This is a genomic window from Streptomyces sp. CB01580, assembly GCF_001905795.1.
In the GTDB taxonomy this organism is placed as follows: Bacteria; Actinomycetota; Actinomycetes; order Streptomycetales; family Streptomycetaceae; genus Streptomyces.
In genome coordinates this window covers 223,934-239,760 of sequence record NZ_LIXJ01000005.1, presented here as the reverse complement: position 1 = coordinate 239,760, position 15,827 = coordinate 223,934, and the positions used below count along the sequence as shown (strand labels likewise).

13 protein-coding genes are annotated in these 15,827 nt (G+C 72.7%); 6 read left to right on the top strand and 7 right to left on the bottom strand.

Annotation, left to right across the window (positions count from 1 at the left end; all coding sequences use genetic code 11):
- Window positions 1–232: 232 nt before the first annotated feature.
- From AMK22_RS11300 to AMK22_RS42015, 4 genes are all read right to left on the bottom strand, one after another.
- Window positions 233–1,825 (bottom strand): class I adenylate-forming enzyme family protein, encoded by a 1,593-nt coding sequence (locus tag AMK22_RS11300; RefSeq protein WP_242433920.1) that lies wholly within the window; start codon window positions 1,823–1,825, stop codon window positions 233–235.
- Window positions 1,822–3,201 (bottom strand): protoporphyrinogen/coproporphyrinogen oxidase, encoded by a 1,380-nt coding sequence (locus AMK22_RS11295; protein WP_073783949.1) that lies wholly within the window; start codon window positions 3,199–3,201, stop codon window positions 1,822–1,824. Before AMK22_RS11295 ends, AMK22_RS11300 begins: the two co-directional genes overlap by 4 nt.
- Window positions 3,198–4,178, bottom strand: coding sequence for a UbiA family prenyltransferase (locus tag AMK22_RS11290; protein WP_073783947.1), 981 nt, complete (start codon window positions 4,176–4,178; stop codon window positions 3,198–3,200). The genes AMK22_RS11295 and AMK22_RS11290 overlap by 4 nt, the downstream gene beginning before the upstream one ends.
- 241 nt (window positions 4,179–4,419) lie before the next feature.
- Window positions 4,420–6,861: a DegT/DnrJ/EryC1/StrS family aminotransferase gene (locus tag AMK22_RS42015; protein ID WP_443333286.1), complete on the bottom strand. Its 2,442-nt coding sequence runs from the start codon at window positions 6,859–6,861 to the stop codon at window positions 4,420–4,422.
- Between the two features lie 527 nt (window positions 6,862–7,388).
- Between AMK22_RS42015 and AMK22_RS11275 the strand changes: the two genes are divergently transcribed.
- From AMK22_RS11275 to AMK22_RS11255, 5 genes are all read left to right on the top strand, one after another.
- Window positions 7,389–8,360: a Gfo/Idh/MocA family protein gene (locus AMK22_RS11275; RefSeq protein ID WP_073783945.1), complete on the top strand. Its 972-nt coding sequence runs from the start codon at window positions 7,389–7,391 to the stop codon at window positions 8,358–8,360.
- 211 nt (window positions 8,361–8,571) lie between these two features.
- Window positions 8,572–9,996 (top strand): M20/M25/M40 family metallo-hydrolase, encoded by a 1,425-nt coding sequence (locus tag AMK22_RS11270; RefSeq protein WP_073783943.1) that lies wholly within the window; start codon window positions 8,572–8,574, stop codon window positions 9,994–9,996.
- Complete coding sequence (locus AMK22_RS11265; RefSeq protein ID WP_073783941.1) at window positions 9,996–11,156, top strand: Ldh family oxidoreductase; 1,161 nt, start codon at window positions 9,996–9,998, stop codon at window positions 11,154–11,156. The genes AMK22_RS11270 and AMK22_RS11265 overlap by 1 nt, the downstream gene beginning before the upstream one ends.
- A complete protein-coding gene (locus AMK22_RS11260; RefSeq protein WP_073783939.1) occupies window positions 11,153–12,199 on the top strand; it encodes a Gfo/Idh/MocA family protein in 1,047 nt (348 codons plus the stop codon). The genes AMK22_RS11265 and AMK22_RS11260 overlap by 4 nt, the downstream gene beginning before the upstream one ends.
- A complete protein-coding gene (locus AMK22_RS11255; protein ID WP_073783937.1) occupies window positions 12,196–12,630 on the top strand; it encodes a DUF6917 domain-containing protein in 435 nt (144 codons plus the stop codon). Before AMK22_RS11260 ends, AMK22_RS11255 begins: the two co-directional genes overlap by 4 nt.
- Before the next feature lie 130 nt (window positions 12,631–12,760).
- Here AMK22_RS11255 and AMK22_RS11250 read toward each other — a convergent pair whose 3' ends face one another.
- The 3 genes from AMK22_RS11250 to AMK22_RS41745 form a co-directional block, all read right to left on the bottom strand.
- Window positions 12,761–13,294 (bottom strand): EF-hand domain-containing protein, encoded by a 534-nt coding sequence (locus AMK22_RS11250; protein WP_073783935.1) that lies wholly within the window; start codon window positions 13,292–13,294, stop codon window positions 12,761–12,763.
- Between the two features lie 215 nt (window positions 13,295–13,509).
- Window positions 13,510–14,754, bottom strand: a complete 1,245-nt coding sequence (locus AMK22_RS11245; protein ID WP_338014151.1) for a nucleotide sugar dehydrogenase — start codon at window positions 14,752–14,754, stop codon at window positions 13,510–13,512.
- A 95-nt stretch (window positions 14,755–14,849) separates the two neighbouring features.
- Window positions 14,850–14,972 carry a hypothetical protein gene (locus AMK22_RS41745; protein ID WP_274535418.1) on the bottom strand — a complete coding sequence of 41 codons (123 nt, stop codon included), beginning with the start codon at window positions 14,970–14,972 and terminating at the stop codon, window positions 14,850–14,852.
- Between the two features lie 484 nt (window positions 14,973–15,456).
- Here AMK22_RS41745 and AMK22_RS11235 point away from each other — a divergent pair, with 484 nt between their 5' ends.
- Window positions 15,457–15,816: a peptidoglycan-binding domain-containing protein gene (locus AMK22_RS11235; protein WP_073783931.1), complete on the top strand. Its 360-nt coding sequence runs from the start codon at window positions 15,457–15,459 to the stop codon at window positions 15,814–15,816.
- Window positions 15,817–15,827: the final 11 nt, after the last annotated feature.

Sequence of the window (15,827 nt, the reverse complement as noted above, 5' to 3'; positions counted from 1 at the left end):
GTGTGTGGTGAGCGGCGATCACACCCCGACACGGGGATCACGGACCGGGTCCAGGCCGGACCGGACCGGGCCCAGGCCGGACCGGACCGGGCCCAGGCCGGACCGGACCGGGCTCAGGACGGATACGGCCGGGCTCAGGACGGACACGGCCAGGCTCAGGAGGGACCGGACAGCGGCCGGGACGGACAGGGCCGGGCCCAGGACGGAAAGGCCGAGGACCGGACGGACGGGGTCAGGTCCAGCGGCCGGTGCCGCAGGTGTCGGAGTCGCCCGTGAGCTGCCGCAGCAGGGCGGCGCGCCGCACCTTCCCGGTCCCGGTGCGCGGCACCTCGTCCCAGGTGAGCACGACGGGATCGGCAAGGGGCGGGAGCCCGTCCGCGGCGGTCTTCCAACGCAACGGATCGAGGCACCCGTCCCGGGTGACGACGACGGGCAGCGGATCCTTGTCGTCCGGGCGGCCGAGGACGACGCATTCCAGCGCCTCGGGAAGCCGTTCCTCCAGCCGGTCCTCGGTCTCCAGACAGCTGATCCGGCCGGGGTTGTCGACCTCGCGGTCGAGCAGACGGACACTGCCGTCGCGGCGCAGCAGCCCGATGTCGCCGGTGTTCCACCAGCCCTGGTGCTGCTTGTCGGCCCAGCGGTCCTCCTCGCCCACGTAGCCGAGGGCGAGGGCGGCGGTCCGGGCCTGGAGGAGCCCGGTCCGGCCGCGCGGCAAGGGCAGTTGGGTGCGCGGGTCGACCACGCGCAGCCGGGTCTTGACGGGGATGGGGCGGCCCAGGTCGCGGGCGGTGGCGGTACGCTCGCCGTCCCCCGGGGAACGGCGGGTGTGGAAGCGGAAGGTGAGCGGGCCCGTCTCGGTCTGGCCCCAGCCCTGCATCCACACCGGGTTCCGGCGCCGACTGGCCGCCAGATAGGCGCGGATCGTGGGTGGGTGCACGGCGTCGTAGGTACTGATGAAGAGGCGTACCCGCCGGAAGGCGTTGTCGAGGCGGCTGGTGAGCTCCTGGAGACGGACGTACGTGCTCGGCAGCGCCTCGGCGATGGTGGGTGGGTGTGCGCGCAGCAGCGGGTCGGCGGCGTCGGGATCCGCCCCGGACAGCAGGACCATGGCCTCGGGGGCGCGCGAGAAGGCGACGCCCGTCCAGCAGAAGGTGCGCCCGTGCGCGTAGGAACCGGCGTGCAGCAGGGTGTCGTCACGGCGTACGCCGATGCCGGGGTAGGGGACGGCCTCGAAGCGGGCGAGCTTGCGGATGATCGTGCGCGTGGAGTGCACGACGAGCTTCGGCACCCCGGTGGTACCGGAGGTGTGGTTGATGACGAGCGGCTCGTCGTCGTGGCGGCGGCGGTGCACCGCGGGCCCCGGAGCGACATCGGCCAGCGGTACGGCGCGTGGTGCGGCCTCGTCCACGGTGAGCGTGGTGCCGGCGAGGGAGGCGAGGTCGTTCCCGGTGGCCCGGCAGCGCTCCAGCAGTGCGGCGGAGGTGACGAGCACGGCCGGTTCGAGCCGGGCGAGGAGCGTGGCCAGGACCGCCGGTTCGAGCTGTCCGGAGAGCTGGGCGGGTACGGCCCCGGCGCGTACCGCCGCGCAGGCGAGGAGGTCGTAGTCCCAGTGGTTCTCCTTGACGACGGCCACGCGGTCGCACGGGCGGGCCCCGGCCGCGGCGAGCCGTGCCGCCGTGGTGGCGACCAGGTCCGCGAGGGCGGGGACGGTCCAGCGGGTGCCGTCCTCGGGCGCGAGGTCCAAGGGCCGGTCGAGATGGACGACGGTGGTGTGGCCGCGCTCCGCGGCCTCGTCGAAGAGCACCCCCATGTCGTACGGCTTCACCGGGCAGTCTCCAACTGTCGTTCGGAATGGGTTCGTCGGGTGCCGAGGCGGCTGAGGACGCGGGAGGCTGCGAGGCTCCCGGAGCGTACGGCCCCTTCGGAGGCGGGCCGCAGCATCACCCAGTCACCGGCGTACTCCACGGGGCGGGTGGGGCGGCGCATGAAGCGTTCCCGCAGATGCAGCGCGCGGGGGGTGGCCTCCGGCAGAGCGTGCGGGAAGGCGTGCACGAAGGTGTGCCGGGTGGCGCGGCCGAGTCCGGGCACGTAGCGCTCGGCGGCGGCGATCAGCCGGGCCTTCGTCTCCTCCTCGGGGCACTCGGCAAGTCCCGGTACGATCCCCGGGGCGGCCATGAGGGTGAGCAGCCCCCGGCCGTGCGGGGCGCGGCCGGGGTGTTTGACGTGGTCGGCGATGACGGCGGTCAGGACATCCTCCTCGACGGCGGGGGTCAGCAGGAGATAGAGCGGGCGGCCGTCGGCGGTGGGGGCGAGGGGCCGGTCCAGCAGACAGCTGACCTTGAGCGCGGAGCTGAAGGTGCAGGCGCCGAGGAACTCGGCCTCGTCCGGCGGTGCCTCGGGCCGAAGCGCGGCGGCGAGCGGGGCCGGTACGGCGAGAACGGCGGCCCGGGCGGTCACCTCGCCGTCGTCGAGACGCAGCCGGGCCCCGTCCTCGGTCTGGACGACCTCGCGCACGGCGCGGCCGGTCTCGACCTCGACGGTGTCGGCGAGCCGCCGAGTGAGCAGGTCCATGCCGTCGAGGTAGGTGCGCCAGCCGGAGGGCGGGCCGACCTCGGCGAGCAGGCTCAGCATCGGGGCGGCGGCGGAGCGGGCGGTGTCCCAGCCGAAGCAGCAGCCGACGAGCGGCTGGAGCAGATAGTCGTGCAGATCGGGGTGGTAACGCCCGGCCACGGCGCGGACGGTGGCGGCGCCGACGGGGGTGTCGTGCGGCCGGTCCCCGTCGTAGTGGCGGCGGTCGCGGGCGATCCGGCCGAGCAGCCGGACCAGGTCGAGGCGGGCGGCCGGGCCGAGCCCCGCACCGCCGTCGACGAGGGCGGCGGGCCCGCCGACCCCGGGCCGGGCCCGGCCCTCGCGCCACACCGCGACCTCGCCGCCGATGCGGGGCACCTGGTCATGGCGGACACCGAGACGGTCGAGGAGCTCCCAGGTGGCGCGGTAGCCCCGGGACGGGACCTGCTCGGCGCCCCGGTCGACGGTCCAGCCCTCGTGGCGGAAGCTGCGCATCCGGCCGCCGACCTCGCGGTGGCTCTCGTAGACGCGCACGCTCAGCCCGGCACGGCTCAGCTCGTGGGCGGCGGTGAGCCCGGCGGGACCAGCGCCGACGACGGCCACGTCCAGGTCGGGGGAGACGGGCCGGCTCATGCGACCCCCGCCCCGACGAGGAGGTTCGCCACGACGAGGAGGACGACGCCCAGCCGGTGCACGCGGAAGCCGATGCGCCGCGCGCCCATGATGTTGTCGGCACGGAAGCCGGTGAGGTACTGCCGCAGCCGCAGGCAGCCGGCCGGGAGCATGACGAGCGCGAACCACCAGGGGGCGATCCCGGTCGCCGAGGCGGCGACGCTGAGCAGGTATTCGGCGGCGGACAGGGCGCCGATGAAGAGGGCGTTGCCGCGCGGGGAGACGAGGACCGCGACCGTGGGACGGCCCACGGCACGGTCGCCCTCGATGTCGTTGGTGTTGGAGTACACCCCGAACATGAGCGGCCCGAAGCCGAAGAGCACGCCCTGCACGAACAGGAATCCGCTGAACTCCCCGGTGAGCAGCCCGTACTGAGCGATGACGAGCACGAGCCCCAGGGCGGCGAGGAATGCCTCCTGGAAGCCGTGGTAACTGATCTTCAGCCCGTAGGAGTACTGGAGGGAGACGACGTAGAGCAGGCCCAGCAGGATCAGCGCCCACAGCGGGCGGTGCGGGGCGAGGGCGACGGTGAGCGCCCACACGACCGCCCCGGCCAGCGCGCAGACCCAGGCGAAACGGAGCGCCTCGCGCTCGCTGAGGGTCCCGGCGACGAGGGGCTTGCGCAGTTTGTTGCGGAGCGGGTCGTCGGGGCCGTAGTTGGCGATGTCGCTCCCGTCGCGGAAGCCGGTCACGTCGTCCAGGGCGACCATCGCCATGATGACGAGCACCTGCCCGAGCAGGAAGAGGACGAGCGTGGCGACGGACCGCCCGTCGAGCCCGGGGGTCAGGGGCAGCAGCACGGCGGCGAGGACCACCGGGGTGCTCAGGTAGTAGTCGAAGACGTCGAGCTTGCCCAGCCTGCGGTAACTGCGCAGCTTGCTCTCCGGCCGGGACGCGGCGGGCACTGCCCCGGCGCCGGCCGTGACGCTCTGTGTCATGAGTTCTTCTCGGTCCTTCGTGTCGTGTTTTGCTGTGCTGTGTTGCGTTGCCGTGTTGTGTCGTCCGTCGGCGGCCCGCGGGATGACGGCGGACCAGGGGCGGATGCCTACGGGCATGTCCGGTACGGGACCGGGCGGACCCGGCTCGGGCCGGTGCCTGCCGGTTCGAGCCGAGTCGTGGTGCGGTCGGAACCCGGGCCGGGGGCCCGGTGCCGGAGGCCCGCGGGCCCCGGCGGCGGTCTCAGCGTTCGGCCGTGAAGGCGCACACGCTGTCGGCGACGTGCTCCACCTCGGCGTCGCTCAGCAGGTGGTGCACCGGCAGCGACAGCGCGCGGGCGGCGGCGGCCCGAGCCCGGGGCCACTGTTCGCCGACGGGCGCGTACGGGGCGAAGGCGGCCTGCTCGGGCAGCGGCAACGGGTAGTAGACGTGGGTGGCGACCCCGGCGCGGTCGAGGTGGGCGCGCAACGCGTCCCGTTCCTCGACGAGCAGGGTGTAGACGTAGTAGCAGCGGCCGTCGCGGCCCGACGGGGGCGGAACGATTCCCTGCCCGGCGAGCGGGGCGAAGCGCTCGCTGTAGTAGTCGGCGATCCGGGCACGCCGTTCGAGGCGCTCGGGGAAACCGTCGAACCGGTGCAACTGGAAGGCCGCCTGGACCTCGTCGAAGCGGCTGTTGCGGCCGACGAGATGGTGCACGAAGCGCTGCCGTCCGTCCTGCCCGTGGTTGCGCAGCATCCGTACCCGCGCGGCCAGCTGCGGATCACGGGTCACCACGGCGCCGCCCTCGCCCGGCATCCCGCAGGACTTCACCTGCACGAAGGAGAAGACTCCGGCGTCGCCCCACAGCCCCGCGGGGGTGGAGCCGAGCACGGCCCCCTGGGCGACGGCCGAGTCCTCCACGAGCCGCAGCCCGTGGCGCCGGGCGAGGTCGGTGAAGCGGGGCATGTCCGCCATGACCGAGAACATGTGGGCCGGCATCAGCGCGGCGGTCCGGGGGCCGATGCGGCGCTCCACGTCGTCGGGGTCGACGACCATGGTGTGCGGATCGATGTCCGCGAAGACCGGGGTGCCCCCGACGTTGACGACGGCGGCAGCCAGCGGGGCGCACCCGAAGGCGGGAACCACGACCTCGTCCCCGGCGCCCACCTCCATCGCGGTGAGGACGAGTTCGAGCGCGGAGGTGCCGCTGCCACAGAGCACCACGTCGGGCGCGCCGAGGGAATCGCGCAGCACCCGTTCGAACTCCTCGGTGCGGGAGCCGAGGATGAAGCGTTGGGAGGGATCCAGGGCCACCTCGCGGAAAAGACCGATCAGTTCCTTCCGGTCGGCTTCGAAGAGCTTCCGGGGGAAGAACTCGACGCGGACCGGAGGCACATGGGAGGTGCCGACGGCCCCGACCCCGGCCCTGCCGTCCGTATCCCTACCGTTCGCGTTGTCCGCGGCCGGCGCCGCGGGGAGCGTGTCCACGGTCTCCGTACGTCCCGCGGTCTCCCTACGTCCTGCGGCCTCCGCACGTTCCGCGGCCGCCTCGTCGCCCGCCTTGCCACGCCCCCCTTCGGCCGTCCCGCGCCGGGTGTGCGGGACCTCCGGGGCACGCGGCGCCCTGGGGGCCTGCCGTACGTAGAAGTCGGCGACCGCCTCGCACACCCGGTCGATCTCCTCGGTGCCGAGGTCCGGGTACAGCGGCAGTGCCACGGCCCGTCCGGCTGCGGCCTCCGCATGCGGGAACCGCCGGTCGCGGCAGCCGAGCCCGGCGAAGGCGGGCTGCCGGGGCAGGGGCACCGGGTAGTAGACCTCGGTCCCGATCCTGTGGGCGTCGAGATGGGCGACGAGGTCGTCACGGTGCTCGGCCTCGATCAGATAGACGTAGAAGACGTCGCGGTCGCCCCGCTCGGGCCGGGCGGTGGACCGGGGCAGCCGCAGCACGCCGGGGATGTCGCGCAACCGCTCGGTGTAGCGGGCCGCCAGAACTGCGCGGCAGGCGATGTCCTCCTCCAGAGTGGTCGACTTCGCCAGCAGGACGGCGGCCTGCACGTCGTCCATCTTGCTGTTCACCCCGGGGCGACTGCTTTGCGTGGCGATCGCCGGGAAGTTGTCGAGGGTGTGCCCGGCCCGTCCGTGGTGACGCAACGCGTCGACGGCGTAGGCCAGTTCGGGGTCGTCGGTGAGCACGGCCCCGGCGTCGCCGAGGGCGCCGAGGGTTTTGCTGGGGAAGAACGAGAGCACCCCGCCCGCCCCGAAGAGCCCGGCGTGCCGGCCGCCCCGCCGCATCCCGATCGCCTCGGCGCTGTCCTCCACGACCGTGAGCCCGTGGGTCCGCGCCACTTCGCCGATCGCCGCCATGTCCGCCATCGTGTGGAAGAGATGCACGGGCATGACGAAACGGCAGGCCGGGGTGACCGCGTCGGCCAGGGCGTCCGGATCCATGGCGTAGGTGGCGGGGTCGATGTCCACGAAGCGGGGGACACCGCCCGCGAGGACCACGGAGGAGGCGGTCGCGAAGAACGAGTACGCGGGCACCAGCACCTCGTCGCCGGGGCGCAGCCCGCAGGCGCGCAGCAACAGCACGAGCGCGTCCGTACCGCTGTTCACGGCGATCGCGTACCGGGCCCCGGTGCGGGCGGACAGTTCCTTTTCCCATTCCGCGACCTGAGCGCCGTGGGAGAATTTCCCACTGTCGAACACGCACTCAAGATTCTGTTCGACCAGCGGCCAGAGCCGTTGGAATCCCCTCGCCTGGGAGAAGAACGGGACGGGTGACGAGGACCCTCCGGGGTCCGGTGACCCGCCCCGAATCCCTTGTGCTGCAAGGCTGTTGATCTCCAAACCCGCCCCCACCCTGACGCCCTCCCGATCCGCGGTGCACGTGGGATCAGCGTGGCCGAAGGGGAAACCCGACCGGTAGCGGAAACCCTTCCGCTTCACACTTTGCGGTGCTCATTTCCCACTTGGCTTGACGTCGGCGCGATGGTGTCGAAAAGGTCCGTGTAGAAATCCGTGCAGAAACACGCCGGGGACGTCGGAGCATGCGCGTTCCGGCTGCCGGGAGCCCGTTCCGCTCCCTCGTCATCACCCCGTGCGACGGGCGCAGGCCCATGGCACCGCGCCGACACCGACTCCGACATCACACAGAACGACGGGCGGTCGCGCGGCCATGCCCGCCGCCTCCATTCGTTCCTTCCTTCCGTTCTTCCCTCCTCGAAGGAGCCACCTTGTTACAGCCCTTGGTCGTAGGACTCGGCCGCTCGGGAGCCGGACTGCACCTCAAGGCGCTCCGGAACCTGGCACGGTCCGGGCAGATCCGACTGGGACCGGTGATCGGCTGCGACCCGCGCCCCGACCTCGCGCGCGATCTGTCGGGCGTGGTCCTCACCACCTCACCGGAACAGGCCCTGCGCCACGTGCACGACCCGCGGACGACCGTCGCCCACGTGTGCACCCCGCCGCACGACCGGCTGCCGCTGGTGCGCGAACTGGCGGACCACGGGGTGAGGCACCTGCTGATCGAGAAACCGATCGCCACCACCCGGGACGAGCTCTCCGCCCTGCTCCGGCTGCGCGAGCGAGCGGGCCTCCGACTGACGGCCGTCACCCACTGGCTGGCCGCCGAACTCACCACGCGGCTGCGGCGACTGGTGACGGAAGAGCCCTACGGCCCCCTGCGGCGGCTCACCATCGACCAGGACAAACCGCGCTTCACCCGGTCGCTCGCCTCGGGGTCCCACCGCACCGCCCTGGAAGTGGAGATCCCGCACGCGCTCGCCCTCGCCGTACACCTCTGCGGTCCGGCCCAGGTCGTACGGGCCTCCTGCACCGAACTGCGCACCGACCACGAGGCACGCCCGCACCTCGGCGGGGCACGGGTCGAACTGCACCACACCGACGGCGTCCGCACCAGACTGCGCTCGGACCTGACCTCGCCCGTCCGCCGCCGCAGTGCGGAGCTGGAGTTCCGGGACGCGACCGTCGTCGCGCACTACCCGGTCGGCGAGGACGACGACCACGCCCAGCTCCAACTCCCCGGCCGCGCGCCCCAGATCTTCCGCGACGACGCCCTCCTCGCCTTCTTCCACGCCGCCTACCAGGACTTCGCCACCGAGGATTCCCCCGGTTTTGCGCACGGGCACTTCGCCACCACCGCGGAAGCGGCCCGTCTCGTCTGCGAGGCGAAGGCCCTGCTGTGACACACCGCCCCGCCACCCCCGACCCTTCGGTCCGTACGACCGCCGGCCCTCCGGACCGCACGGCTCCCGCCCCCTCGGACCGCACGGCTTGCGGGCCGCACGGACCGGTGGTCCGGGCGGGCCGCCGCCTGGCGGAACTCCTGGACGCCCCGGCGGTACGCACCCCGACGGACGATGCCCCGGCGGACCACGGCCCCGGCGGAGGGACCTCGTGAACACACCCCTTCCGCCGTCGCCCCTCCTGCACGCGAGCGACCACGAACTCCTCCTGCGTCTGCTGGACCTGCCCACGGCCGGCCCCCTGGAAGGCCCGCTCGAAGGCTCCGCCGACGGCGGCACCGCAATCAGCGCCACTTCGGGCGGCACCGAAGGCGGCACTGACGGCGAACACCCCCTGCACACCGCACAGGAGCTCTATGCCGGGGCCGCCGCGCCCTGCGGGCTGAGCGTCGTACAGCACGCTCCCGCCGATCCGAGCTGGCTGGAACGCCCAGGCGTCCCCGTGGTGGTACGGGAGGCGGCCCGCGCGGACCCCGGCTTCCTCACCGCCCAGCCCAGCCTGTTGCTGCGCCTGGGGCCCCGGCTGCCGCCCGCCCGCACCGTCATGTTCAACGTGCACCTCGACACCGTGGCCGGCGTCGAACCGGTCCGCTTCGACGGCCGCCGATTCCACGGCCGGGGGGCCGTCGACGCCAAGGGACCCGCGGTGGCCCTGCTCGCCGGGATCCGGGCCGCTGCCGCCGCGCACCCGGCGCTCGGCCGGGACGTGGCCGTCCTCGTGCAGGCCGTGGCGGGCGAGGAGGGCGGGGCGATGGGCACCTACGGCACCCGCCCGCTGATCGCCGCCGGTCACTACGGACGGATCAACGTCTTCTGCGAGCCGACCGGGCTGCGCTCCCTGCCCCGCGCGACCGCCGCCATGACGGCACGCATCACCGTCGAGGGCGAGGACGCCATCGACGACCGGCCCGAGGCCGGGCACAACGCCACCGTCCTGCTCGGCCACCTCGCCCAGCACCTGGCCCACCGCCTCGACGGCGCCGTCCCCGGCACCCGCGTCTGCGTGGCCGGGCTGCACACCGGCGAACGCCACAATCGCGTCTACGGCACCGGCACCCTCCTCCTCAACCTCTCCTACGGCACCGGAGCCGACGGAGCGCGGCTCGCCGCCGCCCTCACCGACGCCCTCGGCTCCGGACTGGCCGCGTTCACCGAACGCTTCGGCGCCACCCACGCGTTCGCCCGCACCGCCGAGGACGGCGCCCGGCTCGTCCGGCTGCGCTGGGACAAACGGAACCTGCCGGCCCTGCGCAACGGCGACCCGTGGGCCGAGGCGCTGCTGAGCGCGGCCGGAGCCCTCCCCGCACCCCCCGACGACCCCGGCTTCACCTGCGACGCGATCTGGGTGAGCGGGCTGCCCGGCACCCACACCACGGTCCTCGGCCCCGGCTCCCTGGACGCCAACCACGCACACGCGCAAGGGGAGTTCATCGACCTCGACGACCTGGAGCGCTTCGCCCGGATCGTCTCCCGCCTCCTGGGCGCCTTCGCCGAGGAGCTCGTCCGACCCGATCCCGTCAACGCCCCCGTCCCCGCCCAGGGGAACGTTCACCCGAAAGGCAGTACCACCGCGTGATGACCACCACCGTCCGTCAGGCCGGGGCGCCCTCCGTCCTCGTCGCCCACGAACGGCTGCTCGACGCCCTCACCGACCTCTTCACCCGCCACGGCCTCCACGCCGCCCGCGCCCGCACCGCCGCCGAGGCGCTCTGCCACGGCGAGTTGAGCGGATTCTCCTCGCACGGACTGTTCAACCTCGCCCGGCTCTACCTCCCGCTGCTGAAGTCCGGACGCTGCGACCCGCGCGCCGAACCCACCACCGTGACCGACCTCGGCGCCTGCGCCGTCATCGACCACCGGCGCGCCCTCGGGCTGTGGGCGGCGGCCGAGGCGATGGACGACGCCGTGGCACGGGCCCGGAAGCACGGCATCGGACTCGTCGCCGTACGCGGCGGCACCCACTTCGGATGCGCCGGCTTCCACGCGGGGCGTGCCGCGGCGGCCGGAATGGTGGGCCTCGTGGCGAGCAACTGCGGAGGCCAACGACTCGTCCCGGCCCCCCGCGGGGCGCTGCCGCTGCTCGGCACCAACCCCCTCGCCGTGGCCGCCCCCGCCCTCCCCGGCCACCCCTTCGTCCTCGACATGAGCACCACGGCCGTCCCCACCGGCCGGCTCCGACTCGCGGCACGGCACGAGGAACCCGTGCCGCCGGGATGGCTGGAGGACGAGCACGGCACCTCCGTCACCGACCCCGGAGCCTACGACCGGGGCGAGGCCCGGCTGCGCTGGCTCGGCGGGGACCCGGAGACCGGGGCGTACAAGGGCTTCGGCCTCGCCCTGGCCGTCGAGGTGCTCGCCGCCGGGCTCTCCGGAAGCGCCACCGGGCCCGCCCCGCAGGCCCTGGCGGACGACGAGGAGTCGCGGGGGACCGACGACGGCATCGGCTTCCTGCTGCTCGCCGTCGACCCCGGACGGCTGCGCCCCGGCGACGGCTTCGCGGAGGCGATGCGGGAACTCTTCGGGACCGTCAACGCGAGCCCGCCCGCACCCGGAACCGACGAGGAGGTCCGCTACCCGGGCTGGCGGGAGGCCGAACGGGCGCTCCACCGACGGCGCGAGGGCGTCCCGCTGCCCGCCTGGCTCCACGAGGAGCTCACCGGCCTGGGCCTGTTCGACGAGGGGCACCCCCTGCCCGATTCCCCCCGTTCCCGGAACGTGGGGGGCGAACGCCCGTGACGGCCACCCGCGCGGCCCTCGGGGTGATCGGCCTCGGCGCCATCTCCCGCTACTACCTGGCCGCCCTGGAGCATTCCCCGCACTGGCGGCTCGCCGCGGTCTGCGATGCCCGCCCCGAGGCGTTGCGCCGGCACGGCGACGCGGTGCCCGGCTGGACCGACGCGGCCGCGATGCTGCGCGAGACCCCCCTCGACGGTGTGGTGGTCGCCGTCCCGAACGACGCCCACGCCGAGGTGTGCCGGGCGGCACTCACCGCGGGCGTACCGGTCTGCGTCGAGAAACCGCTCGCCCTCACTGCCGCGCAGGGGCGCGAACTCGCCGGTCTCGCCGTCGAGTTCGAGACCCCGCTGCTGACCGCCTTCCATCGCCGTCACAACGATGCCTTCCGGGTCCTGCGATCCGCCGTCACGGCCGCGGGCTCGCCCGTGCGCACGGTCCGGGTGCGCTACCTGGAACGCATCGAGGAACACACCGGAGGCGAGTCCTGGTACCTGGAGCCCGAACGATGCGGTGGCGGCTGCGTCGCCGACAACGGGCCCAACACCTTCGACCTCGTACGCCAACTGCTCGGCGACGTCGCACTGACGCACTCCTTCGTCGGCCGGGACGCCGCCGGGGTGGACCGCACGGCCCACCTGCGGCTGCGGGCGGACGACGGTGCGGAGGCGGAGGTGCTGCTGGACTGGTCGTACCCGGGGGAGGCCAAGGACGTCACGGTGACTCTCGCGGACGGGCGCGCGCTCCACGCCGACCTGCTCGCCGGTCATCCGGGCTTCAAGGGCTCGCTGTGGCACGAGTACGAACGGATCCTCGTGGAGTTCGCCGGACTCCGCACCACCACGAACAGGACCGGCACCGCCGACGGCACGGGAGGCGGAACCGGTGACGGCGCCGGGGGCGGCCTCGCCTGTCTCGACCTCGTCGGCGCGGCGTACGCGCGCGAGGCGGCCCGCCCGGACACACCGCTCGTGCCGGAACCGTCCCGGCGCCCGGACAACAACGAGGCCAGGGAGGCCCGCGAGGCCAGGGAGGCCCGGACATGAGGAACACCGTCGAGGACGGCCCCAAGAGGGCCGTGCGCGCCACCCTGGTCAAGGTACTGCTGCACAGCCGTACGGACCGGGGAATGAGCCTGCTGGAGTGGGCCGGCCGCTGCGTGCGCGCCGGCGAGGTGCACGAGCTGGTGGTGACGGACCAGTGGGCCCCGGTCGCGGGGGCCAGGATCGACCGCGTCGGCTTCCTCGGCTTCGCCGAGATGGAGTGCGGCGGGGTGGTGGACCGTGGGGACGTGCTGCGGATCGGCGGCATCGAGGTGGGGCCGGTGCTCGGCTTCGACGGCTGCCACTTCCCGAACCACTACAACATCCTGGTCCACAACCCCGTTCTGCTGACCGGGGCTTCGCTCGACCTGCGCCCGGAGGCCCCGGTCGTCTTCGACGGGCAGCAGGCAGCGGGGGAGGGCTCGAAGGACTGAGAGGGGAAGGCCCAGGAGACCCGCGGCGACCGGGAGAACCACCGGGAGCAGCCGGGGCCGGGGAAACGCACCGGGGCCGGTGACCGGACGAGGAGTCCGGCCACCGGCCCCGGCCTGTGGTGGACCGGACTCAGCCCAGCAGCTCGACGTCGAGACGCCCGTAGTGGTACTCACGCACCACGCGCAGCAGCTCGTCCTCGCTCAGCTTTCCGTCACCGTTCGCGTCGATCTTGCTGAAGGTCTCGGCGGCCTCGGTGCGCGGCAGACCGATCCCGGTGAGCCACGCCTCGAACTCGGTGGCGTCGAGCGATCCGTCGCCATCGCTGTCGGAGAGGGTGACGAGGGCCTTCACCACCGGCGAGAGGGCGCGGTTGAACGCCGCCTCACCCTCGGTGAACAGCAGCTGCTCGGTGGCCTGCAGGAAGCCCTGCTCGGAGATGCCCTCCTGGACGCTGCTCCCGGACTGCTCGGCGAGGTGGGTGTAGAGGGCCTCGAAGGCGTCGTGCAGCGCCCGCACCCCGGGGGAGTCCGGCGTCGCGCCGAATCCGGAGACGATGCGGGCGGCCTCCTGCCGGAAGTCCTCCAGCTCCAGCAGGCCGTTGCCGTCCACGTCCCAGCGGGCGAAACGCTTGCGCAGCCGGTCCTTGGCCAGGGCATTGGTCATGTCTGTACTCCTTCTCATGTTTCTCGTTATCCGCGGTACCGCGTTGGCTGCGGTATCGCGTTGTCCGCGGCATCGCGGTGAAGAACCGGGTCCCGGCCATCGGCACACCGGGGAACGGGACCCGGCCGCGCACGCCGGACCGGCGTGCGAGCAGGGGGCCACCGCCCGGTACGGGGCGGGGCACGAAATCGGGAACGCGCGTATGCGGGCCGGGTTCAGAGCGGGGTGACGAGCCGTCCGGCGAGCGCTCCCCGGGTGTCGAGGACGGGGCGGCCGCAGCGGCTCAACGCCTGGGGGTCGTAGCAGGAGTGGGGCTGCAGGAGGACGACGAGGTCGGCGGTGCCGAGCGCCTCTTCCAGGTCGGTGGACCGGGGCAGTGGCTCGTCGCCCACGTGGAAGTGCTCCACGTACGGGTCGTGGTAGCCGACCTGGACCCCGGTCTCCAGCAGCCGGGCCGCGATGGCCCGGGCAGGTGTCTCGCGGGTGTCGGCCACGTCCGGTTTGTAGGTGACGCCGAGGAGCAGCACTCTGGCTCCCTCGGCCTTGACGCCGTGGGTGTCGAGCAGTTCGAGCACGCGCCCGGCGACATGCCCGGGCATGGCGTCGAGCACTTCCCGGGCGGCGGCGAGCAACCGGAAGGAGAAGCCCTGCCGCTCGGCCTCGACGGCGAGATAGCGCGGATCGACAGGGATGCAGTGGCCGCCCACGCCCGGCCCGGGGGTGAAGCGGCCGAAACCGAAGGGTTTTGTCCCGGCGCAGTGCAATACGTCCCAGACATCGATCCCGGCACGGCGGCAGTAGAGCGCCACCTCATCGATCAGGGCGATATTTACATAACGGTAGGTATTTTCCAAAAGCTTGGCCATCTCGGCCTCGCGCACCCCTTTTGCGAGGACAAGGTTGCGAATGAAGCCGGAATAGAAAGCAACCGCCCGTCTCGCGCATTCAGGAGTGTATCCGCCGACGATTTTCGGCGTGTTCTCTACTCCCCATTCAAGATTTCCGGGGTCAATGCGCTGGGGGGAGTAGGCGAGATGGAAATCCTGACCCGCGACAAGTCCGCTCCCCCTTTCCAGCAGGGGTTTGACGATGCCTTCCGTGGTGCCCGGATGGCTGGTGGACTCCAGGACCACGAGGGTTCCGGGAGCGAGGGCGCGGCCCACTTCCGCGGTGGCCTCCTCGATCGCCGAGAGGTCCGGCCCGCCGTCCGAGGTGAGTCCCGTGGGCACGCAGATGACCACCGTGCGCGCGCCGCTCAGGACGCCGGGATCGGCCGTGGCGCGAAAGCCGCGCTCCAGCATCCCCGTGATTTCGTCGTCCGCGACACCGCCGACATGTGAACGACCGGAGCCGAGACCGGACACGACTCGGCCGGAGACGTCGAGTCCGACGGCCCGGATCCCGGCGGTGCAGGCGGCGCGGGCGAGCGGCAGCCCGACGTGTCCGAGCCCGACGACCACCAGCTCGGCGGGCCGGCCCCCCGGTCCCGGTAACGGCGTCTGCCGTGGCAGCCGCGCCGAGGAGGCCGCGGATGCGGCCTGTGGCGAGTCCCCCATCAGCCGGAGAAGCTGCCGCTGCCGGGCACCACATGGGCGCCGTGCCCCGGTTGCACGACCAGCCCGGGCGTCAGACAGAGCGGGTCGCCGTACACGGTCACCGGACGATCGCTCCGGTTCACCAGTACATGGGAATCGACCGGGAGTTTGTGACAGCCCCGGGGATTCTCGTACACGGTCACCGGAGAGATCTCGGTGCGGAAAACCGCGACGTCACCACCGCTCGCGGGAGCGGCATGAGCCGCCGGTACGAATACGGAAAGCGCACCCGCGGCGGCGAGTACGGTTGCGACCCCGAAGCGATGCAATTTCCAACCTCCTGTAGCGGCGTGCACGAAGAGTTCGTGGACACTGGATATTTTGGGGCTCGCAGAAGACTTTCACGGCCGCCGCAGGGGATATGCACACGTATGGGTGACGGAATCCGACAGCGACATCGGGTGGGAACGGCAGCCGCTACGCTCCGCCCCTTTTGTCGTCCGGGCAGGTTTGTCGCCCGGGGCGCCGGCCGAAGCCCGCCGCCCGCTCTCGACAAGGAGCCTCCGCATCCTTAAAGTCACCGGCTGTCACTTGTGGTGACGACCCTTCGAGTGGGGAGGAAACGTCATGAAACGCCGGATCGCTTCCGTTCTGAGCGCCGCGGCGCTCGCGTTCGGAGTCCTGGGCGTCGGTGCGCCATCGGCCGGTGCCGTGCCCGGGGGCTGCTCCTACGCTTCGTCGACCTACCGCCCGACCCTGCAGTACGGCAACACGGGGGTGGGAGTGAAGCAGGCCCAGTGCCTGTCGAACGTCTGGGGCGGCGTGCCGAAGCTGTCCATCGACGGCACCTTCGGCAGCCAGACGCTCACCAAGATCAAGTGGATCCAGGGATGCCACGGCCTGACCAAGGACGGCATCATCGGCCCCAAGACCTGGAACGTTCTCTACAACCCGGCCCTCGACTGCTACGACCCCTACCCGGGATAGACCCTCCCGTG

Bases quoted from the DNA above. Each gene is read 5' to 3' on its own strand.
- AMK22_RS11235 (WP_073783931.1), top strand. From the start codon at position 15,457: ATGAAACGCCGGATCGCTTCCGTTCTGAGCGCCGCGGCGCTCGCGTTC.
- AMK22_RS11295 (WP_073783949.1), bottom strand. From the start codon at position 3,201: ATGAGCCGGCCCGTCTCCCCCGACCTGGACGTGGCCGTCGTCGGCGCT.
- AMK22_RS11250 (WP_073783935.1), bottom strand. From the start codon at position 13,294: ATGACCAATGCCCTGGCCAAGGACCGGCTGCGCAAGCGTTTCGCCCGC.
- AMK22_RS11255 (WP_073783937.1), top strand. From the start codon at position 12,196: ATGAGGAACACCGTCGAGGACGGCCCCAAGAGGGCCGTGCGCGCCACC.
- AMK22_RS11290 (WP_073783947.1), bottom strand. From the start codon at position 4,178: ATGACACAGAGCGTCACGGCCGGCGCCGGGGCAGTGCCCGCCGCGTCC.
- AMK22_RS11265 (WP_073783941.1), top strand. From the start codon at position 9,996: ATGACCACCACCGTCCGTCAGGCCGGGGCGCCCTCCGTCCTCGTCGCC.